Genomic DNA, 20803 nt, shown 5'->3' with positions numbered 1-20803 from the left:
CAGAACCTGCGTCCAATTGGCAATACAAGGAAAACACCTAAATGTTTATGAAAAATCTTATCCTTCCCGGTATTCTGGCAACAGCTCTCTTAGGGGTAACGCCTGCGGCCTTCGCCGAAAACAGCCATTCTCACGATGGTCAAGGCACGGCCTCCGTCTCACTGAGATTAAACGACGGAAAAAAATGGCAGGGCGATGATTTCATGCTGACGGGAATGGACGGTATCCGCACCGCCATGGCTGCCCAACTCGAGAAAATTCACCAAAACAAGCTCCAAGGTGCTGACTACATCATCCTGGCTGGTTCCCTTGAAAAGGAAATCGACCATATGGTTGAGAACTGCAAACTTTCTCCAGAAGTGGACGAACAACTGCACGTCGTTCTTGAGCAGGTCATTGAAGGAATTGACGACATGCAGACCGGAGCCCATCCTCGCAGCGGTGCGGTCAAGATCGTGCAGGCACTGAATGCTTACGGGAAGCATTTCGAACACCCGGGATGGAAATCTCTTGAAAAGTAGAACTTTGGTATCCTCTCGGGGCTCAAGTTACAAACTCCCCCGGGAGGTATTTTTTAGGAGTCAGAAAACGGTATGCGTATCTTGCTCGCCGAAGACAATATCCTTCTCGGTAAGGGTATAGAGGCCGGTCTCGCACAGGCCGGTTTTGCCATCGACTGGGTATACAACGGCGAGGACATCCATCACGCCGTCACAACCGTCCCATACGACGCCATCATCCTTGATCTTGGGCTCCCAAAAATTGACGGCATGACGGCCTTGCGCCAGTTAAGAGCCACAGGAAATGGAACGCCAGTTCTTATTCTGACAGCACGCGACTCCCTAGATGACAGGGTTGACGGCCTCGATGCAGGCAGTGACGATTACATGGTCAAACCATTTGAACTCGCCGAACTCCAAGCGCGGCTTCGCGCCCTGGTTCGCCGTTCAAAAGGAATTACCGAAACAGTCCTTCAACATGGGCCGATCACCCTCACACCATCCTCCCGCAAGGTTTTTAACGGCGATATCCAGGTCAGTCTTTCGGACCGGGAATTCATGACCCTTCAAGAGTTAATGTTAAATGCCGGAAAGGTGCTTTCTAAAACCCAACTGGAAGATAAAATTTATGGTTGGGGTGAGGAAATCGAGAGCAATACGATCGAGGTTTATATCCATTACCTGCGCAAAAAACTCTACCCGGAACTGATCCAGACCGTGCGTGGAGTCGGATATGTCATCCTCAGGGGGGATGACATATGAGACTGTCTCTCCACCGGCGGCTCCTGGTTACCGGCGATGCGGCCCATGAATTGCGCACTCCGCTTGCCGCCATCAAAACCCACGCCGAAGTTGCGCTGCAGGCCGGCCATGAACGGGAAAGGCATAAAGCGCTCAAGCACCTCGTTGAGGGAACGGAACAGGCTATTCGAATAGTTCACCAATTGCTGATCATGGCGCGGCTCGATTATGAAAACATATCGTTGACCCGAACTTCCTTGAATGTGAACACCTTGCTCATCAAAACAATTATCGAAGAAACCCCCGGCGCAATGGAGAGAAAAATCGATCTCGGCATTTCAGACGAAACCAATACTGAAGCGACCATTTGGGGAAACGCTGAATTGTTAAAAATCATGATGGGCAACCTCATCTCAAATGCCGTCCGCCATAGTCGGGACGGGGATAAAGTGACAGCCTCAGTCAAGCGTCAGGGTGATGTCGTAATGGTCGAAATCACAGATACGGGCCCTGGCATTCCCCCAGAATTTCTGTCCCGAGTTTTCGACAGATTCTACAGAATAGAAGGCTCAAAAGAACAAGGCTCCGGCCTTGGCCTTTCCATCGTTTCCCGAATTGCCGAAATCCATGACGCCGAGATAACCCTAAGAAACAACTCCGTAAACAACGGACTTACCGTAACCACGACCTTCCCGCACGCGGGTGATACCTAATTTTACACCCTGGCGTCAGTCTCCCTGACGTTACCCCTGAACCGACAGCTCATTTTTTTATGCTCACAAATGCGTTTGTTCAAGTTGGTCATCAGCTCGTCGCCGAAGGCAGAGGTCATGAGTTCGAATTTCGTCGGGTGGACCATACCAGCCCCCCGTTTATCGGGGATTTTGGCGTATTTGCAGGGGTGTTTTTAGGCGTGAGGAAAAAGGTGCACGTGCCTTGTACATGACTTAAAAGCGCCTTCTGCAGCCCCTGGCCCATTTTTGAAAAGACCCCATTTCACGCGATCCTTTTGATTTGGGGTTTAAGGGGTTCGTCGAGGCGGCTATATGAGAGACAGACTTTGATCTGTCTTCCGGGCGCAGTGTATGATTGATCAAAGTCCCGATTCTAACCGACCCCGATTCCAACCGACAAGGATAACACCATGGCCGATCGACACGGCGCCCCGCTCATCCGCCCCTTCGCCGCCCTTCGCCCCGCCGTTGGCCGGGAGGCCGAGGTCGCGGCCCCGCCCTATGACGTGATGAGCACGCCCGAGGCCCGCAAAATGGCAACGGGTAAACCCTGGAGTTTCCTGCATGTGTCCCGCGCCGAGATCGATTTGAGCGACGACACCGATCCCTATTCTCCCGCCGTCTATGCCCAGGCCGGAAAAAATTTGCAAAAAATGATCGACGCCGGCGTGCTGGTGCGGGAAGCCGCACCCCAATATTACGTCTACCGCGCCACCATGGGCCAGCATGTGCAGACGGGCATCGTCGGCGCCGCCAGCGTTTGCGCCTATGAAGATGGTCAGATTAAAAAGCACGAACTGACCCGCCCCACCAAAGAAGACGATCGCGTGCGTCAGATTGAAGCCGTGAACGCACAAACCGGGCCGGTTTTCCTGACCTATCGCGCCAACGCCGAACTTGCGGCGATCTACGCTGACGTCACGGTCAAACCGCCGCTTCTCGAGGCCGATCACGGCGACGGTGTCCGCCACCAGGTTTGGGGCGTTGGGGACGCCGCAACCCTCAAACTCATCCAGGACATCTTCACCGCCATGGACGCCCTTTACGTCGCGGACGGCCATCATCGCAGCGCCGCAGCATTACGGGTTGCGGCAAAACGCCGCGGCGAAAACGGGTCTCCAAACGCCTCACACGAATCGTTTCTATCGGTGAGCTTTCCCGATGACGAAGTGATGATCCTCGACTACAACCGCGTCGTCAAAGACCTCAACGGCTTAGATAGCGCGGGTTTCCTGGCGCGGCTTGAAGACGCGTTCCTCGTCACACCTGCGGACCAACCCGTGCGGCCCGCACACCCGGCGTCGTTTGGGCTTTATCTCGATGGGCGCTGGTATGGCATGGCGTTGAAAAACCCGCCGGGTGACGATGCCGACCCGGTGGCGCGCCTCGATGTCAGCCTGCTCACGGACCATGTGCTGGCGCCCCTTCTCGGCATCGGCGATCCACGCACCGATAACCGCATCGATTTCGTCGGTGGCGCGCGCGGCTTGGACGGGCTGGCCAGCCGCGTTGATGGCGGTGAATGGGCCTGCGCGTTTTCGATGTTTCCAACGAGTCTGAGTGATTTGATGGCGGTGGCCGATGCCGACCAGATCATGCCGCCAAAATCAACCTGGTTCGAACCCAAGTTGGCGGACGGCCTGTTGTCATTGGTGCTCGACTGAGGTCAGCGCACAACGGGCAGCAACTTGTCACCAGCATCCAAAATGGAAATTGGGGCTTTTAAAGAAATTCCCGCACCCAGGTTTTGATCTGTCCGGTGGACATGGCTCCGGCATGGCGAGCCACTTCTCGGCCCCCTTTATAAATAACCAAGGTCGGAAAGCCGCGGATACCATTATGGCCTGCAAGTTTTTGCTCTTCGTCCGTATCGACTTTGGCAAAACGGACATGCGGCTCCAGTTCGTGGGCAGCCTTGATAATTTCCGGGGCGATCATTTTGCACGGCGCGCACCATTCGGCCCAGAAATCAACCACCACCGGGATCTCGTTGGTGGAGAGATGATGGTGAAAGGTTTCCCCCGTCAGATCGATGGGTTGGCCGTCAAAAAGCTTTTCACCACATTGCCCACACTTGATAGCCTCTGCCGGCATGGATGGAAAAAAGCGGGTTGTTGTTGAGCATTTTGCGCAGGCCGTTTGTTGGGTTTCAGGCATTTCTGGGTCTCAGGTGTTAAGTGATTCAGGTACGAAGTGTCTCAGATAGACGCGTTAGGTGAATTGCCCCACCCAGGCTTTTAACTGTTCGGCGGGCATCGCACCAGCCTGACGGGCAATTTCTTTTCCGCCCTTGAACACAATCAACGTTGGAATGCTGCGGATACCGAATTGTGCGGCGATGGCCTGTTCGGCTTCCGTATCAACCTTGGCAAACCGGGCCAGGGGCTCCAATGCAGCGGCGACCTTGGCGAATTCCGGGGCCATCATTTTGCATGGACCGCACCAATCCGCCCAAAAATCCACCACCAAAGGGATGTCGTTCGAAGCGATGTGGCGTTGAAAGGTTTTGCCTGTCAGCGCTAAGGGAGCCCCTTCGAACATGCGCGCACCACACTTGCCGCACTTCGCCGCCGAAGCGGGCCTGGACTTGGGCAGGCGATTTGTCGTGGAGCAGTGGGGGCAAACGGCGTGAAATGTGTCGGGCATCATGATCACCAAAATGTAGGCGGGACGGGGATTGATCACCCAAAGATAAGCTCGAAACGACGACCCGCAAGCCTCTAGACGGTTTCTTCAGCTGGCCCTGAGACCACGCGAATCCACGCCGCGTTTTTCACCAGGTTGACACAATTCACCTCCGCAACGCTCTAGCCACAATTTTCTCATAAGTGAGGTTTTTTGCCAGCCCCCCAAGAGCGCCCGTCAATTGCACAATTTTGTGATCATTCAAGAGTGCTCTTGAATATTCGAAAAAACTACTATACACCACCGTCACAACATGCAAGGCCGCGAGCCGCATGCGGCGTGTGCCCTCAGGCGGCGACACCCCAAATGACAACTCTGAAGTGGCCACAATAATCGGGACAGGCATGGCCCGGCTTAATCGAGGTTGTCACAATGGTCGCACGCGCCCTTTCGCAAATTTGGTCTCATCGTCCGTCAAAGGAAGCCCTCTTTCCGTTTTTTGCCTGGCTTCATCTGGTCAATAAAAACACACTCCGCGCTGATTTACTGGCCGGCCTGACCGGTGCGGTGATCGTGCTGCCCCAGGGCGTGGCCTTTGCCATCATCGCCGGGCTGCCGCCGCAATACGGTCTTTATACGGCCATGATCACGCCGATCATCGCCGCCCTGTTTGGCTCCTCGCGACATTTGATTTCAGGCCCGACCACCGCCATTTCCATTGTCATTTTTTCCGCCGTTAGTCGCCACGCAGAAGTCGGTTCCCCCGAATTTGTGCAGATTGCTTTGACCATTACGTTCTTGGCCGGGGTTTACCAGTTGGTCTTCGGGCTGGCGCGTTTGGGCATTTTGGTGAACTTTGTCTCGCATACCGTGGTGGTGGGTTTCACCGCTGGCGCTGCGGTTCTGATCGCCACCAGCCAGATGAAAAACGTCATGGGCGTACATGTGGGCAAAGGCGAGTCCTTTATGGAAACCTGGTATGAGCTTGCTATGCAAGTCAACCAGATCCATATCAACATCCTCATCACCGCTTTGGTGACCTTGGGTCTGGCCGTCGCCATCAAAAAAGTAAAGCCCAAATTGCCCAACTTGCTGATCTCACTTTTGGTTGGCGGTGTGGTGGCACAGCTTTTGGGCGGCGAAGCGGCCGGCATTGCGATGGTCAGCGCGATCCCCGCACAACTGCCCCCCTTGTCCATGCCCGACATCTCGTTCGCCTCGATCAAAATGTTGGCTCCTGAAGCCTTCGCCGTGGCCCTGTTGGGTCTGATCGAAGCCGTCTCCATCAGCCGCTCCATTGCGGCGAAGTCGCACCAACGCATCGACGGCAACCAGGAATTCATCGGCCAAGGCCTGTCCAACATTGCCGGCAGTTTTTTGTCATCTTATGCAGGTTCGGGTTCGTTCACGCGTTCCGGCGTCAACTACGCCGCCGGGGCCGTAACCCCCATGTCCGCTATTTTTGCCGCCTTTATTTTGATGGCGGTGGTGGTCTTGATTGCGCCTTTGGCTGTGTACCTGCCCATTGGCGCGATGGCCGGAGTGATTTTGCTGGTGGCTTACAACTTGATCGATTTCAAACAAATCGCTCACGTGTTGCGCTCCAGCAAGTCGGAAACCTCGATCTTGCTCACCACCTTGGGCGCCACCTTGTTCATGGAACTTGAATTCGCCATTTACATGGGCGTGTTGCTGTCGCTGTTGATTTTCTTGGGTCGCACGTCGTATCCGGAAATCACCTCGCTGGCCCCCGGCTATGACCCGGTTTACAAAAAGAAGCATCTGGTCGACACCTCCACCCGTCCGGTCAGCGAATGCCCGAACTTGAAGATCATTCGCTTTGACATGTCGATTTACTTCGGCTCGCTCAATCACCTCCAAGGCGAATTGCAGCGCATCACCGCCAAAGAAGGCATCTCCAACATCTTGCTTCTGTGTTCCGGGGTGAACTTCATCGATCTGTCAGGTGCGGAAATGCTCCACCACGAGGCCGAGCGTTTGGAAGAAATGGGCGGTGGGCTTTATTTTGCCGAAATCAAACCGCGTGTTTATGAAAAGCTCTGCAACATGCATTTCATGCGCGAAATTCACAGCGACCATTTCTTTGACGAAAAGTCCGATGCCATTCGCACCTTGTACAACAAGATCTGCAAAATGGGCATGTGCGAAACCTGCAAAGCGCATGTGTTTGAAGAATGTCAGTCGGCGGTCGCCGAAGCGGAAAAACTGGCCGCGCTTTAAAGACTTCACACGACTATGGCGGGACGTTCAGCGCGGCAGCGCCAAGAACGTTCCGCCGTTTCGTTTCGCCACTTCACGCATCAAAATCGAGAAACGGTTGGTCGTGTAGTTGGACATAAAGCCAACCCCGTGGACCTTGGCCAAGGGCTTGCCCGTCACTTTATTGGTGTTGAGACGGACCAAGGTGTCGATCACCGGATCATACGACGAGCCCGTATAATCATCGCCAAACACATAAATCGACACCGACTGGTCGGGCTTGGCGTACAGCTTGAGCGCCGTTTCCAAACCTTCGACGGGGCTACTGTTTGACGCGCTGTTCCAGCCGCCTTTAAACAATTTGATAACCCCGGCGCGACGTGCAGGCGTGTCGGGTATCCATTGCCCTTGATAGGCCGAAACCAGATGCACACCGTTGTCGTTGAGGATTTGAAAGCCTTTGATTTTGGGGTGGATGTTGATGACGTTTTCAATTTCCGCCGCCACCCTGTTCCAAATTTCCCTCATACTGCCGGACGTATCGATGATGAAAACCACATAATCACTGTCGACCGGAATGCCGCCGACTTCTTCATCGCGCGCCAGTGTCGATCTTTGCGAAATGGCGGCTTTTTTAAGCGCGGTTTCAACCAGCGAAAGGCCCGTTAAATTCGCCTGTAGTTTTTCATTTTGGTTTTTGTCGTCTGATAATTGGCTTTCGGCTTGCTGGGCACTTTGCTGCATTTGAGCAATCAAAATTTGCTTGGCGTTGAGCGCATCTTGTTCGGCGCTTAACTGCTTTTTTAAAGCTTCAACCTGGTCTTCGGCGCTCAACACTTGGTTCAGTGCGGCCTCGGCCTGCTCTGTGCTCGACGAAGTGATGCTGTCAGCGTGATTGGACACCAACACCAACAAAACCACCGCGCCAAAACCGCACGAGATGACGTCCAAAAACGATAAGCTGAAGATTTCCAGCGGAATGCGTTTGGCTTTCATGGCCAGTTCTCCGCAGGCGTGATGAGCAATCCACCCGTGTCCGCCGTCCACACCCAAAATTCCGGGGAGGCTTCGGGATCGCCTTCGATGGGCAACAAGATCACGTTTACCACCACGCCCGGTCGCGGCGCGCTTTCGGCCAAGGTTTGACGAAACAGCTTGACCCGACATTCGCCGGAAATGGTGGTCGCTTTGCGCAGCAACGAACCGCAACTGGCGAACGGATTGAGGCTGCGGTAATTGGATTCACCATCCGTCGGCAGGCCGTCGGTGATGATGTAGACGTTGCTGGGTTTATGGGCTGTCAGTTCCATCAAGCCTTTTTGCAGATTGGTTGGGCCGCTGGGCACCACCGCTTGCACACTTTGAAAAATCGCCCCCAAGGCGTTGGCATCGCGCGCTGGCACCCACGCTTTTGGGCCCATCACTTTGGCCTTGTCGTTAAAGGCGATGACGGAAACGTCGGCATCTTTTGGCAAGCGCGCCAACAACCATCTGACAATTTCCTGACTGCGTTTCCACTTTGGTCCCTGACGTTTGTCGGCGTCCGATCCGGTTTTACGGCGGATCACGTCGAGCAGTTTTTCGTCCGTCATGGACGCACTGGCATCAAGCAAGATGGCGATGCGTTGGCCCTCGACCTTCAAACCCATAACGTAGTTTTGTTCCCCCACAGAATCTTTGGCGATGACGTCTGCCGGTTTGGCGACTTCGGTGGTTTTGATGGTTTGCTCTAAGCGTTTCAGCTGCGCCATGTCTTTGGCGTTAGCCGCTTTTTGCTGGGCGAGGGCGGCCTTCAAGCGGGCAATTTCCGCAGAGCTGGCAGCGACGCCGCCTTCGGCCGCAGCGGTTTGCCCCTGCACCTCCGCCAAGCTGTCGCGCAAGGCCTTTTGTTGGCTTTCCAAGCGGCTCAAATCGGCGCTGAGCAACTCGCTTTCTACGGATGAATTGTCGACGTTGTGCTTGACCAACATAAAGACCAAAATAATGGCCCCCAGCCCGCAGGACATGATGTCCAAAAAGGCCAGATTTAACCCTTCGATGGAACGCCGCCGTCTCAGTTTGAACCTACGGTGCTGATGCGATTGAGCAGAAACGTTTCGCAATAGGCTTGGGTGTCTACCACCAAGCCGTCCTGCAAGCGTTGCAATTGGTGGAGCAAAAACATCAAGCCGATGCTGATCAGCAACGCCACCAAGGTCGAGTTGAACGCCACGCCCAAACTGTCGGTCATGCCCGCAATGTCGCCGGCCAAGGCTTTGTCGGCCATGGACAAGGCTTGGCCGATACCGCGCACGGTGCCGATAAATCCGATCGACGGAATGGCCCAGATCAGATAGCGGATCATGGAGTTTTCCGCCTCTTGTTTGACGGCCAGCGTTTCCACGCTCGATTCAATCGCTTCGGATGTATTGTGCACGTCCGACGTGATCAAGAAGCGGCGCACGCTCGACATCAAGGTGCGCACCAGCGGCGTATCTCTGACCTTCTCAGGCAAGTCACCCAGCGCCTTCAACACGGATTTTAAATCTTCAACGTGTTCTGACGCGCCGTCCAGCAAATCGATGGTGAACAAGTAGCGGTCTTTTAAAATGGCGACGCATTTTTCCAAAATCAGAAACGCGCCCCAGAACATCAAGATGAGGCAAATTTCTTGCTCGTAATCTTTCAAAATCACGACCAGATCGCGGGGCGCGGATTGCCCCATTTGCCGTGCGGCTTCCAGCGCCAATTGGGCTTCGGGACGCACGTAGCCAATGTAGACCAAGTGAACGCCGATGATGGACAGCACCAACGCAATGAGACTTTTGATCATAGGTGTCATATCAAATATCCACGGGAAAAGAGGCGGGAGAATTCAGGCTGAAATCACTACCCCCTTTGGACTGTGCATAGGCCATGCCCATCAGCCCGGCGCTGAGCACAAAAAGGGACACAATAACAATTGTTTTTTTCACGATTTCTGGTCGCTGCTTCATTTTGATCCTCCATACACATACCTGCCGATGCGAAAGCCGATGTCGTCGCGCGTACCGTTCAAGCCGTCCCGATACGCGCCGCGCAATTCGGTGCGCGTGCCGGACCGCCAGCTTGACCCTTTCACCACATGGGCATCGCCATAGTCCGGCCCCAACGGATCGACGTCGACCTCGCCCGCATTGGGCGGCTCCAGCGAATAATAGTCATGCACCCATTCACCGGCATTGCCCGCCAAATCGAACAGGCCCGATGGTTCTGCCGGAAAGCTGCCGACGGGGGCCATCTCAGCATGCCCGTCGTTGTACTTGGGCACATAAAAATCCGCATGCCCGCGCGCACTTTCGTCAGAGATATTTCCGCTCATGGGCGGCACGACCGACTTGTCTCCCCATGGGAAAATCGTCTGTGTTTTGCGACCCGCACGACGCGCCAGCCATTCCCATTCGGCTTCCGTCAACAACCGATAGCCATCCGCCGATTTATTCACCCCCGCCAATATATCACTGTGCAAAACATATACGGGCTGCAGGTGCTCTTTGGCGCTCAGCCAATTGCAATAGGCCGCCGCATCTGACCACGACACCGACGTCACCGGAAAATTATCTGCGCCGGCGCTGGAGCCATTGGCCTTAAACCTGGCATATTGCTCCTTGGTGATTTCATGCAAGCTGGCATAAAACGGCTTGGTGAGTTTGATGGTGCGTTGAAATTCGTTGGCGCGCTGGCCCAATTCGGAACGCGGTGCGCCCATGTTAAAGTCCGTTGGGTGAAACAGCTTTAAACGGATGCCCGCACTGTTGGTGTATTGAGGTGGAGCCGCCGCCAACCGGGCGGTCAATTCGGTCTGTAATTGAACTTTCACGCTTACCGTTTTTTGAGCTGAAGGTGTCACCGTTTTTGAGATAGTGCGGTAACCGGGCTTGCTGAGTTCGATGGTTTGCGCCACTGCAGGCAGTTTTAATGTGAGCGGTGTTTTGCCCGCTACCTGACCATTCACCTTAACGTCAACGATGGGCTGCGACGTCACTTCGACGGAGCCCACTTCGCGCTGCAATTCAATGCTCACCATTTTGGTTTCGTCCGGCTGGAGCGTCACCGTTTGGGTTTGTGAAAAGTAGCCCGGCTTAAAGTACGCAATGGAGGTTTCAACTTTGGACATCACCTGCACCGGACCATCGCCAAAGACTTTGGCGCCGCCGACAATCAGCTCCCCCCCCNTCGGGCGAAAGTTCAAACGACAACGTCGCGGACTTTCGCTTCAGCCGATAGGTGCGCTCCACATTGGGATCAGCCTGGGTGATTTCGACGGTGTCGGAGAGGGTCACATAATCGGGGTGCGTGACTTCAAGGTGATACGCGCCGCCTGGTTTTGCTTGGATGTGCGGGGCAGGTTTTCCATCAATGCGCAGCTCGGCATCTGCGGGCACCATCTGCACACTCAACTGGCCTTGTACGGGCGCTAAGTCGAACACCAAGGTGTGGGTGCTGCCGCGACTGGCGACAATGGTTTGGCTGGCATCGATGAAGTAAGGATGGCTGACGCCAATCACATGCTCCCCCGCTTCGGCGGCGCGCGACAGCGACGGGGCGATGTCTACACGATCACCGTCGATGGACCACTGGGTGTTTGGATTTTCCGGCTGTGTCGTTGCGGTGATCTGACCGGGCAGCTCGCGCAACGTCACCGTTACGGCGGTGCCTTTTTCGCTGGATAAAATTTTCCGCTGTTCCGGTTTAAAACCCGCTGCCGATACGCGCACGACGGGCTCGCTGGCGATGGCGTAGACGGCATCGCCGACGCTCAGACCAAAACCTTCAACGACGTTCAAAGACGCGTCTTGAGCGGCCTCTTCGGGCAACACTTTGACCGTGGTGCCATTGGTGAACACGATCATCCCCAACACCACCAACACGGCGATGAGCAGTCCCAGGCCGCCCAGCGCAAACACCAATCGCTGTTGGGCTTGGGCTTTTTTCAGCGCGCCGTCAAAGTTGTTCATCGCACACCACCTCTATGCTCACGTCCTTGGCGCCGACGGCAACCACCAAGGTTTTGAGCGTCGCTTTATAACCTGGGCGAATGCCTTCCAAGGTATAGGTTCCGGGTTTCAATTCAATGGCACGTTCTTTTGTGCGCCCCACTTGGCCGACACCGCGCACGCTGATGTCGGTCAGGTTGTCGGAACGCACCAGCACGGAAACTTTGGTGGCATAGCCCGCCAAAACATCTTTGAGGTGTTGCGCCTTGTTGGACAGCGCCGGACTGGACGGAGAGAGCGATGCACTCTCGCTGACCACCGCCCGTGCCCCCGCAGCGACGTTGTCCGCACTCAAGCGTCCCGGGGCGGACAGGTAACGATCCATCTGAGCATCCAAGACGGTTATCTTTTGCGCCAATTCAAGGCCATCACGAATGCGTTTTTGGCCGGGATCGATGGCGCTGGCATTTTGCAAAAGCCCAAGCGCCTTTTGCCATTGATCGTTGTTCATCGCTGCATCCGCATCGGCCAATAAGCGTTCAACTTTCAGCGCTTGGGACAGGGCGAATATCTTTGTCACCAGCAAAGCACCTTCGCTGCGGTTGGGGAAAATTTTTTGCGCCGCTGCACCGTGAGTTTGAGCACAGGCCAGGTCGCGTTTTTCAACACACGCCAATCCGTTTTTGATATGTCCGGCAAAACGTTGCTCCATGGTTTGAATGATCAAGTCATCGAGGCGCGCTTTCAGACCTTCCCGGTTTGGGTCCAGCGCCAACAGGGCGCGCAGGTTTTTGATTTCCCCCTCCACATCGTTTTGGATGCGGGCCTCTTCTACGGCCTTCACCAAACTCAGGACTTGCGGCAGGGCATCAATTTTTTGCGCCAAACTTTGCGCGTCCACTGAGGTTGGGCGCAGGCTCAGGGCTTTGGTGATGTGCAGCTTGGCCTGATCAAAAGCGTCTTGCGCATAAGCCTGTTGCGCCGCTGCCATAGACTCTTCAAACGCCGCGTTCATGGCGCTGATTTCTTGACGGGCCTTGGTGCTTGCCATTTCCATTTCACGTACCGCTTCGGCGTAGTCGCCACCGCTGAACAGATCAATGGCGCGCGCCTTGGCGGTTTTGATGTCGTGCTGGACGTCTGCATTCCAAACGCCAAAAGGCGGCGACAGCACATCCGCTTCCAAGTCATGTTCAAACGCTTTGACGGCGGCTTTAAAGGCCTCACGCAGGGCCGTAATTTCAGCTTCTGTGGGGGCTTCTTGGACAACGGAAGCCGGAGCAGGCGTATCGTGCCGCCCCCCCACAACGAGGCTCAGGCCCGCCAGAGCAGCACCACCGGCCACCACCAAAATGCCGACCAACGCAATCGCCTGCAAACGTTTTTTGGCAGCTTGCTGACTGGCAGTTTGGAGCTTGTTGTGCAGCCCGTCTTGGTGTTTGTCTTGCTGGTCGATTGAGGACATGTTGGACACCAAAATTAAAGCCGGGTGTTGGGCGTGTTTTCCAAGGCGTACATTTTTTTCAAGAATGCCCGCCATTGCTCAAACTGTTCTTTGGCGTCGCCGGTCAGCTCCACGGTTTTTTCCTCAAAGGCGACCACTTGCGGGGCCATTTCCAAATCGACGGACTGACCCAACTCAACCAAGGCATCTCGGTGAATTTTGGCTTCGTCGCTGGTTTGAAAACTTTTGCCGATCATGGTCGCGCCAACGATGCCGCCAACCGCAGCCCCGGTGATGCCCGCCGTGCGCCCGGCTGACGAATTGGACTTGGACCCTGAAACAGCCGCCAGAACACCCAGCCCGATGGCCAAGATGCCCAATGCCGCTTGACCCTGGGCTTTGCTGGTGGCCTCTTTTTCGGCGGCAATTTCAAGCTGGCTTTGTTCCTGCCACATGGCGTAGCTGTCATCCATTTTGTGCGAAAAGGTTTGGTAGTTGCCCTGCAGCCGATCAACGAACAACTGATCGCGCACGCGGATCGCCTTGACGCGCTTGAGCATGGGATCGTTGTCACTGGGCAGACTTGCCAGCTCAACGCGGTCGCCATGGATGTTCAAATGCTGGGCAAAGGCCGTTTCGGAAAAACTGGCGGCGAAGCGCAAGTCGGCCAGACTTTGCAGATTTGCCAACGTTTTGTCGTCTTTTTTGCTCAGCTTTTCGACCAAATATTGGGCGGCTTCTTCGAACACCGGATCGTATGGGTCTTTACCTTTGTTGCGGATGTTTTGAAAATAGCCGGCGTCGGTTTCATGTTCGAAGGATTCACTAAACCAGGATTTTCCCGAGATATCCATAACGTCCAACGCGATTTCAACGTTGGCCCCGTCTGATTTCACAATTTTTCCCAACACATAAAGATCCCCGGTGGCGGTGTTGTCGGGCGTCACCCGCACCGCACCGAAGGCCCCGGTGGCGTCGAGCGCATCCTTGAGCTTTACGGCGAAGCGGTTGGCTTCGGCGCGGCGCAATTCCGGCCAGATGTGATTTTCGGCGTATGTCTTGGTGTCTTCGGGCAAACCGGGATCGAACACCGGAATGATGACATCAATTTTGGGTCGTGCCTCTTGGGCCAGAAGGGCCTGTCTTTGGTTCACTTGCGAAGACAACTGCGGACCAACTTTTGCGCCCGAGCCATTGCCAGAAGGCGTCACGCACCCCGACAGCATCAATGCACTGCACACCACATAAACCGTAAATTTTTTAAACATTATCATCTTAGGTTTTTGACCTCTGCTTATTTAACGGCCGGGAGACCTTTGTATTTTCGATACTCGTTCCACAACTGGGCTTTGATTTTGGGATCGGTTTCGTTCATCGCGGCTTGACGGATTTGCCCTTCCAGAACGCTGTCATTGTTGGCGCTGGGAATGTCTTCAGGGACTTTGCCGTTGCCCAAATTTTTTCCGCTGGGGCCATCTTTTCCGCCGGTCCCCGGGGCTTCACCCTGGGTGCTTTCAAAGTCACCGGGCTCCAACGTGTCCGATCCGGTGTTGGCGGAATCGGACGACGTTCCTGTACCATCTTGACCAGATCCGTTTTGTCCTGAATCCGGCACCGCCGTTTTTTCCGTGCCGCTCATGCCTGTCGAGGCGACGGACCCGGTACCATTACCATCGGTGCCTTCGCCCTCGCCTGCTCCGGCTCCACCGCCGTCACCATCTGCACCTGCACCGCCGCCGCCTGCACCATTGCCACCGCCGCCGCCGCCCTCAGCCGCGCTTTGACAGGCGTCAAAGTGGCTCAAAGACCGAAACAAGGCTTGGTTCATGCGTTCAGCTTTTTCCGCCGGAGTCAAAGTGGGGTCATCTTCGTAGTTGACGGAGGCGTCTGTGCAGTCTTGTGCTGCGCCCAACGATGCCCCCTGAGCACTTGTGGCCGGGGCACCCGTCCCCTGCAATTGATCCGATAAGGGAACGCCGTCCTGAGCGTGAACCACATGAGGCACGACCTGACAGCCCGCGACAACGATCCCGGCCAACAGCACCCCAAACATCTGATTGTTTAACAAACTCACCGCAAACACCTCAAATTGATGGTAAACCCTTGATGCTTATCAAACCACTGAAATAAGACCTTTTTAAGCCTATCCAAGCCCCACCTTTAAGGAAAGTTTTTTTGTCCCCACGTGGGGTTTCCGAACAGCGGGCAAAACGCCTAGAATGAAACCCGATCACTCCAAGACAGAGTCCCCCTTATGGCAGATGCCTCCTCACAGCTTCGGTTTTTCAGACGCTCCACGCTGGTGTGGTTTTTGCTTTTGCCGATTTTGTTTTATGGCCTGTATGCGGGCATGCGCGGATGGTTGTCGACAAACCTGCACGCCAGTTCCAGCCAGACGCTTACCCTTTATGTTGCGGGTCTGGAAGAATTGCTCAGCAAATATAGGGTATTGCCTGAAATTTATGCCCAACATCCAACCGTTCGCGCCATGCTCGAACAGCCCGATGATACCGACCTGCGCCAACGCGTGAACTTGTTGCTGCAACGCTACAACACCATGTCGCAAGCTGCGGACACCTATGTGTTGGACACAAACGGTCTGACCTTAGCGGCCAGCAACTGGGACCAGGACGTGACCTTTGTGGGGCGCAATTTCAACTACCGCCCCTATTTCCTAGAAGCCATGAGCACTGGACGGGGACGCTTTTTTGCTTTGGGCACGACGTCGTTTCAGCGTGGTTACTACATGTCCAGCGCCATCACCAATAAGAAGGGCGCGACCATCGGTGTCATGGTCGTCAAAGTGGATGTGGCGGCTGCGGAAACTGGGTGGAATGCGCCCGACCACGAAGTCATCGTCACGGATCGCGCCGGCATCGTGTTTTTGGCGTCGCGCCCCACTTGGCTATACAACGCGCTCGGCGATCCCAGCAGCGAAGCCCTGGCGGAACTGGGGCAAAATCGTCGTTACGCCGACAAACAAATCGGCCGATTGCCGTTTGAAATATCGACCGCCGCTCCCCCATGGCAGGCCACCTTCAGCCCCGTTCCTCACGATGGCCCAAGCTACCTGGCGGCCCACCAAGACATTAATGATGGCGAATGGCAGGTGTGGATTTTGGCCAACACCTCGCCAATCTTGAACACCGCTTTGGCCTATGCAGGCACCATCATCTTGGTCATCACCTTTGGCGTCGTCGCCTTTGTCAGCCTGATTGAACGCCGCCGTGGGCTGTTGCGCGCCCTTTCGGTTCAGCAGCGCGCCCGCCAAGTTCTGGAAAATTCTTCTCAGGAACTGGAACGTCAAGTCGAAATGCGCACCGCGGATTTGAAGCGCACCCAAAACGAATTGGTTCAGGCGGGCAAGATGGCCGCCTTGGGGCAAATGTCGGTGGGCATCAACCACGAACTGAACCAACCCCTGACGGCCATTCGATCATATGCCAGCAACGCCGGAAAGCTGCTGGATTATGGTCGCCTTGAAGAAGCCCGCGAAAATATGTCGCTGATTTCCATCTTAAGCGAGCGCATGGGCGACATCATTTTGCGCCTGAAAATCTTCGCCCGCGAAAGCTCAGATGAACGCACGCCACAGATTTTGCAGACGGTCATCAACGACACCATGCGCATCGTTGAGCCGCGCCTTAAAAAGGACCGCGTCAAACTGAACATCGACGTTCCCGGCCCCGACATCCGGGTCCTGGTCAACAATGTGCGCTTGGAACAAGTGCTGGTAAATTTGATCAACAACGCCATCGACGCGTTGGGTCCCCCTGATTCCAACAATCCGTCCAGCCACCAGCGCCGTATCGATTTGATTGCAATCATCGACGCCAAGGACGCCATTGTCCAAGTCCGCGACACCGGCCCCGGCATTCCCGATGACGTCATCTCACATCTGTTTGAGCCGTTTTTCACCACCAAGGACGTTGGCCTGGGGCTGGGCTTGGGTCTTTCCATTTCTTATGGCATCATCCAGGAATTCGGCGGTGAATTGAGCGCCCACAATCTGCCCGAAGGCGGCGCTGAGTTTACCTTTAACATTCCCCTCGTCCAAGACGAGGACGCTTCAATCGCCCGATCCAATCACGATTCAGCCAAACAAGAGACCGCTTAATGCTCAACAAACCCCCCGTAATCGTCATTGATGATGAAGAGCACGTGCGTCGCTCTTGCGCCCAATCGCTCGACTTGGCGGGATTTGCCCCCGAAACCGAAGACTGCGGCGAAAAGGCCTTGGATCAGTTGTCGCGCAGCTTTCCCGGTGTGGTCGTCAGCGATGTGCGTTTGGGCGGCATGGACGGCCTTAAACTGCTCGCCAAAATCAAAGAACTGGACGAAGACATTCCGGTTATTCTCATCACCGGGCATGGCGACGTGTCCATGGCGGTCGAGGCCATGCACAATGGCGCCTTCGATTTTTTGGAAAAGCCGTTTGATACCGAACATTTTATCGATGCCGTGTCGCGCGCCGCACAAACCCGCTGGCTGGTCATGGAAAACCGCCGCTTGTCCTTCAAGCTGAACGCCCGTTCCGGTGTAGATAGCGTGCTATTGGGGCAATCTTCGGCAATGGTGCAATTGCGCGACCAGATCACCACCATGGCTGATACCGACGCCGACATCTTGATCATGGGTGAAACCGGGGCGGGCAAAGAACTGGTGGCGCGCTGTCTGCATGATTTCGGGGCGCGCAAAAACAAACATTTTGTCGCCATCAACTGCGGCGCGCTGCCCGAAACGATGATCGAATCGGAACTTTTTGGCCACGTTGCCGGGGCCTTCACCGGGGCGGCGAAAACCCGCGTCGGCAAATTTGAACACGCCCAGGGCGGCACTGTCTTTTTGGATGAAATCGAAAGCATGCCCTTGGATTTGCAAGTGGGTCTGTTGCGGGTTTTGCAAGAACGCACGGTGGAACCTTTGGGCGCCAACAAATCTGTGCCCTTAGACATCCGCGTCATCGCCGCCACCAAGGTCGATTTGCTGGAAGCATGCAACAGGGGTCGGTTTCGTGAAGATTTGTATTATCGTCTCAGCGTCATGACGGTGAACATTCCCCCTTTGCGCAATCGACGTGACGACATCACCAGCTTGTTCCAGCATTTTGCCGGCATCGCCGCCACCCGCCAGCGCCGCGCCAGCCCCGTGCTGGACGCCGCCACCAGCCAACAGTTGATGCAGCACAGCTGGCGCGGCAATGTCCGCGAACTGCGCAACGCTGCGGAACGTTTTGTCTTGGATTTGCCGCCCATTCCCAATGTCGGCGCCCGTGATGGCGGTGCGGCTCAGGTGGCGTGCGCCCAAGGGGCCAGTTTGCATGAACGGGTTGAATGCTTCGAAAAAACCATGATCGAAATGGAGCTGCGCGCCAACAACGGCTGTGTCACCCGCGCCTCGGAAAGCTTAGGCGTGCCGCGCAAGACGCTCTATGACAAGCTCACAAAATATGGCCTGAAACGGGAAGATTTCGTCTCTTAAACGCAGACTTTATCTGTGCGGAAATCCGCACACACTCAAAATTATGCTGTGCGGAAATCCGCACATATTTACTGTTTGTACCTCCATAATCAGGACTACGCGCCGGGCCGGCAAAAAAATCTTTCCTTTGAATTCATATTCCTAATTCCCATTTTATCCTCATGGTGCATGGCTGGCATGCGTTTTGAGTACATATCCACACCCGCGGGCGGCACAGGGCTGTCGGCGGACCTAGATGTTGCGTTCAACTTGGAGAGGCTCACTTTCAAGACTTTTCGACTTCGAACCATCAACCGAACTCTTAAACAAATAATCTCAGGGAGGTTTCCACTATGCGTTTTATCAGTATCGCCACAATGGCTGCGACCATTTTTGCAGCGTCCGCTGGCAGCGCTTTGGCCGACTGCGACAAGGGCGAAATCGTCATTAAATTTTCCCACGTGGTTGCCGCAACGGGTCACCCCAAGGGCGACGCCGCGACCTTGTTGGCGGACCGCGTGAACAAAGAAATGAACAGCAAAGCCTGCATGGAGGTTTTCCCAAACTCCACATTGTATGACGATGACAAGGTGATGGAAGCCCTGCTGTTGGGCGATGTCCAGCTTGCTGCGCCGTCCTTGTCTAAGTTCGAAGCGTATACACTCAAATACCGCGTTTTCGATCTGCCGTTCATGTTTTCCAAGCAAGCGGCGTTCGACAAATTCACCACCGGCCCCAAAGGCAAAGAATTGCTGGGTGCTGCAGCCGCCAACGGCTACCAGGGTTTAGGCTACTGGTTCTCCGGCCTGAAACAGTTTTCGGCGAAAAAGCCGCTGAACGTTCCGTCTGACGCCAATGGCATGAAGTTCCGCGTGCAAACGTCCGACGTGGCCGTTGCCATGATCGAAGCCATGGGCGCATCGGCGCAGAAGCTGGCGTTTAAAGAAGTCTATGGCGCATTGCAGACCGGCGTTGTGGATGGCCAAGAAAACACCTGGTCGAACATCTACACCCAGAAGTTCTTTGAAGTCCAAGACGGCATCACTGAAACCAACCACCAGGTTTTGGCTTATCTTTTGGTGACGTCGAAGGAATGGCTGGATGGCCTGCCCGACGATGTGCGCGCGCAGTTCTTGAAAATTGCCGACGAAGTGACGCAGACCGCCAACGCCGAAGTGGGCAAGAAAGAAACTGCCAACCGCCAAAACATCATCAATGCGGGTGGTGTCGTGCGGGAAATGACGCCTGCACAGCGCAAAACCTGGGTCGATACCATGAAGCCGGTATGGTCCAAGTTCGAAGCTGACATCGGGGCTGATTTGATCGAAGCCGCAGTGTCGTCGAACGACTAAAGAGCACGTTCCGCCGTCCGGATGGGAGTCCGGACGGCGGAGCACTTTACGCTCAACTTCTCTTTCTTGTTACAGGTGGGGTGAGGGGATCTATCCATGGTTATGCCGCTGGTGATTTTGGTCATGTTGGGCCTGCTGTTCGTTGCCGAGCGGTTTCGTCCCGCTTGGGTTCAACGCGCTGAAGAAAACTTTCTGGCGCTGTTGCTGGCGACGATGACCCTCGTCTCTTTTACGCAAGTCATTGCACGCTACGGATTCAATACAGGTTGGGGCGGGGCGTTGGAGTTCACCCGCATCTTGTTCGCCTGGATGATTTTGTTCGGAATGAGCTACGGCATCAAGAACAGCTCGCATCTTGGTGTCGACGCGTTGATCCACCTGTTTCCCAAATCCGTCTTTAAAACGGCTGCCCTGTTCGGTGCGGTGTGCGGCATTCTCTACGGTGTGGTGTTGCTGTCGGCCGACTGGCTGCAGTTTTTTGGCGCCAACACCAAGGGCGGCGCTCTGGTCTACTGGACCAAATTTTATAACGCCGGGATCGGTCTTGATGATTTGCGCTATCCGGTGTGGTTTCAAGAGATGTTCGGCCAACAAGAACGCGTTCAGCGCTGGGTGGCGTATTTGATGTTGCCGCTCGGTCTGGCGTTGTTTGCGTATCGGTGTGTGCAAGCGACCGTGCAAATTTGGCGTGGCGAACGCGGCATGATCGTCGCCAGCCACGAGGCTGAAGACCTTGTAGCTGAAAACAAAATCGTAATGAAAGACTAGGGGA

At 55.1% G+C, this 20803-nt stretch carries 20 protein-coding genes; 9 read left to right on the top strand and 11 right to left on the bottom strand.

The annotated features are described in order from the left end of the window. Positions 1 to 41: 41 nt before the first annotated feature. From BEN30_RS06790 to BEN30_RS06775, 4 genes are all read left to right on the top strand, one after another. Positions 42 to 521, top strand: coding sequence for a hypothetical protein (locus BEN30_RS06790; RefSeq protein WP_069957586.1), 480 nt, complete (start codon positions 42 to 44; stop codon positions 519 to 521). Between the two features lie 72 nt (positions 522 to 593). Continuing rightward, entirely contained in the window at positions 594 to 1262 is a 669-nt protein-coding gene (locus BEN30_RS06785; RefSeq protein WP_069957585.1) for a response regulator, read from the top strand. After that, the gene (locus tag BEN30_RS06780; RefSeq protein ID WP_069957584.1) at positions 1259 to 1954 is read left to right on the top strand and encodes a sensor histidine kinase; all 696 of its coding nucleotides are present in this window, start codon (positions 1259 to 1261) and stop codon (positions 1952 to 1954) included. The genes BEN30_RS06785 and BEN30_RS06780 overlap by 4 nt, the downstream gene beginning before the upstream one ends. Before the next feature lie 431 nt (positions 1955 to 2385). Then, positions 2386 to 3639: a DUF1015 domain-containing protein gene (locus tag BEN30_RS06775; protein ID WP_069957583.1), complete on the top strand. Its 1254-nt coding sequence runs from the start codon at positions 2386 to 2388 to the stop codon at positions 3637 to 3639. A 58-nt stretch (positions 3640 to 3697) separates the two neighbouring features. Here BEN30_RS06775 and trxC (BEN30_RS06770) read toward each other — a convergent pair whose 3' ends face one another. Both trxC (BEN30_RS06770) and trxC (BEN30_RS06765) read right to left on the bottom strand, forming a co-directional pair. Then, the gene (gene trxC, locus BEN30_RS06770) at positions 3698 to 4132 is read right to left on the bottom strand and encodes a thioredoxin TrxC (protein ID WP_069957582.1); all 435 of its coding nucleotides are present in this window, start codon (positions 4130 to 4132) and stop codon (positions 3698 to 3700) included. A gap of 54 nt (positions 4133 to 4186) precedes the next feature. Beyond that, a complete protein-coding gene (gene trxC, locus BEN30_RS06765; RefSeq protein ID WP_069957640.1) occupies positions 4187 to 4621 on the bottom strand; it encodes a thioredoxin TrxC in 435 nt (144 codons plus the stop codon). 411 nt (positions 4622 to 5032) lie between these two features. On the opposite strand from trxC (BEN30_RS06765), the gene BEN30_RS06760 reads away from it, so the two are divergent. After that, positions 5033 to 6841 (top strand): SulP family inorganic anion transporter, encoded by a 1809-nt coding sequence (locus tag BEN30_RS06760; RefSeq protein WP_069957581.1) that lies wholly within the window; start codon positions 5033 to 5035, stop codon positions 6839 to 6841. A gap of 27 nt (positions 6842 to 6868) precedes the next feature. Here the strand turns inward: BEN30_RS06760 and BEN30_RS06755 are convergent, their stop codons facing one another. The 9 genes from BEN30_RS06755 to BEN30_RS18810 form a co-directional block, all read right to left on the bottom strand. Continuing rightward, on the bottom strand, positions 6869 to 7816 hold the full coding sequence (locus BEN30_RS06755; RefSeq protein WP_069957580.1) for a VWA domain-containing protein: 948 nt from the start codon (positions 7814 to 7816) through the stop codon (positions 6869 to 6871). Continuing rightward, positions 7813 to 8826: a VWA domain-containing protein gene (locus tag BEN30_RS06750; RefSeq protein WP_069957579.1), complete on the bottom strand. Its 1014-nt coding sequence runs from the start codon at positions 8824 to 8826 to the stop codon at positions 7813 to 7815. The genes BEN30_RS06755 and BEN30_RS06750 overlap by 4 nt, the downstream gene beginning before the upstream one ends. 47 nt (positions 8827 to 8873) lie before the next feature. Further along, positions 8874 to 9641 (bottom strand): MotA/TolQ/ExbB proton channel family protein, encoded by a 768-nt coding sequence (locus tag BEN30_RS06745; protein ID WP_069957578.1) that lies wholly within the window; start codon positions 9639 to 9641, stop codon positions 8874 to 8876. 1 nt (position 9642) lies between these two features. Beyond that, positions 9643 to 9795 carry a hypothetical protein gene (locus BEN30_RS18600; RefSeq protein ID WP_170826984.1) on the bottom strand — a complete coding sequence of 51 codons (153 nt, stop codon included), beginning with the start codon at positions 9793 to 9795 and terminating at the stop codon, positions 9643 to 9645. Beyond that, positions 9792 to 10865: an SUMF1/EgtB/PvdO family nonheme iron enzyme gene (locus BEN30_RS06740; protein ID WP_456085414.1), complete on the bottom strand. Its 1074-nt coding sequence runs from the start codon at positions 10863 to 10865 to the stop codon at positions 9792 to 9794. Before BEN30_RS06740 ends, BEN30_RS18600 begins: the two co-directional genes overlap by 4 nt. Positions 10866 to 10941: 76 nt before the next feature. Next, on the bottom strand, positions 10942 to 11691 hold the full coding sequence (locus BEN30_RS06735; protein ID WP_456085413.1) for a PEGA domain-containing protein: 750 nt from the start codon (positions 11689 to 11691) through the stop codon (positions 10942 to 10944). Positions 11692 to 11782: 91 nt separating this feature from the next. After that, complete coding sequence (locus BEN30_RS06730; RefSeq protein ID WP_139134894.1) at positions 11783 to 13240, bottom strand: hypothetical protein; 1458 nt, start codon at positions 13238 to 13240, stop codon at positions 11783 to 11785. Between the two features lie 14 nt (positions 13241 to 13254). Beyond that, the gene (locus BEN30_RS06725) at positions 13255 to 14487 is read right to left on the bottom strand and encodes a hypothetical protein (protein ID WP_211563311.1); all 1233 of its coding nucleotides are present in this window, start codon (positions 14485 to 14487) and stop codon (positions 13255 to 13257) included. A 26-nt stretch (positions 14488 to 14513) separates the two neighbouring features. Then, a complete protein-coding gene (locus tag BEN30_RS18810) occupies positions 14514 to 15293 on the bottom strand; it encodes a hypothetical protein (protein ID WP_139134893.1) in 780 nt (259 codons plus the stop codon). A 180-nt stretch (positions 15294 to 15473) separates the two neighbouring features. Here BEN30_RS18810 and BEN30_RS06715 point away from each other — a divergent pair, with 180 nt between their 5' ends. The 4 genes from BEN30_RS06715 to BEN30_RS06700 all read left to right on the top strand — a co-directional run bounded on the left by BEN30_RS06715 (position 15474) and on the right by BEN30_RS06700 (position 20799). Further along, positions 15474 to 17336 (top strand): sensor histidine kinase, encoded by a 1863-nt coding sequence (locus tag BEN30_RS06715; RefSeq protein WP_084005168.1) that lies wholly within the window; start codon positions 15474 to 15476, stop codon positions 17334 to 17336. Continuing rightward, complete coding sequence (locus BEN30_RS06710; protein WP_069957571.1) at positions 17336 to 18700, top strand: sigma-54-dependent transcriptional regulator; 1365 nt, start codon at positions 17336 to 17338, stop codon at positions 18698 to 18700. The genes BEN30_RS06715 and BEN30_RS06710 overlap by 1 nt, the downstream gene beginning before the upstream one ends. A 332-nt stretch (positions 18701 to 19032) precedes the next feature. Then, a complete protein-coding gene (locus tag BEN30_RS06705) occupies positions 19033 to 20031 on the top strand; it encodes a DctP family TRAP transporter solute-binding subunit (protein WP_069957570.1) in 999 nt (332 codons plus the stop codon). A 96-nt stretch (positions 20032 to 20127) separates the two neighbouring features. Then, the gene (locus tag BEN30_RS06700; RefSeq protein WP_170826982.1) at positions 20128 to 20799 is read left to right on the top strand and encodes a TRAP transporter small permease; all 672 of its coding nucleotides are present in this window, start codon (positions 20128 to 20130) and stop codon (positions 20797 to 20799) included. The last annotated feature ends 4 nt before the right edge of the window (positions 20800 to 20803 follow it).

Source organism: Magnetovibrio blakemorei, assembly GCF_001746755.1.
Lineage (GTDB): Bacteria > Pseudomonadota > Alphaproteobacteria > Rhodospirillales > Magnetovibrionaceae > Magnetovibrio > Magnetovibrio blakemorei.
Note: the sequence above shows the minus strand (reverse complement) of the source record. Positions and strands in the feature narration are given on the sequence as shown.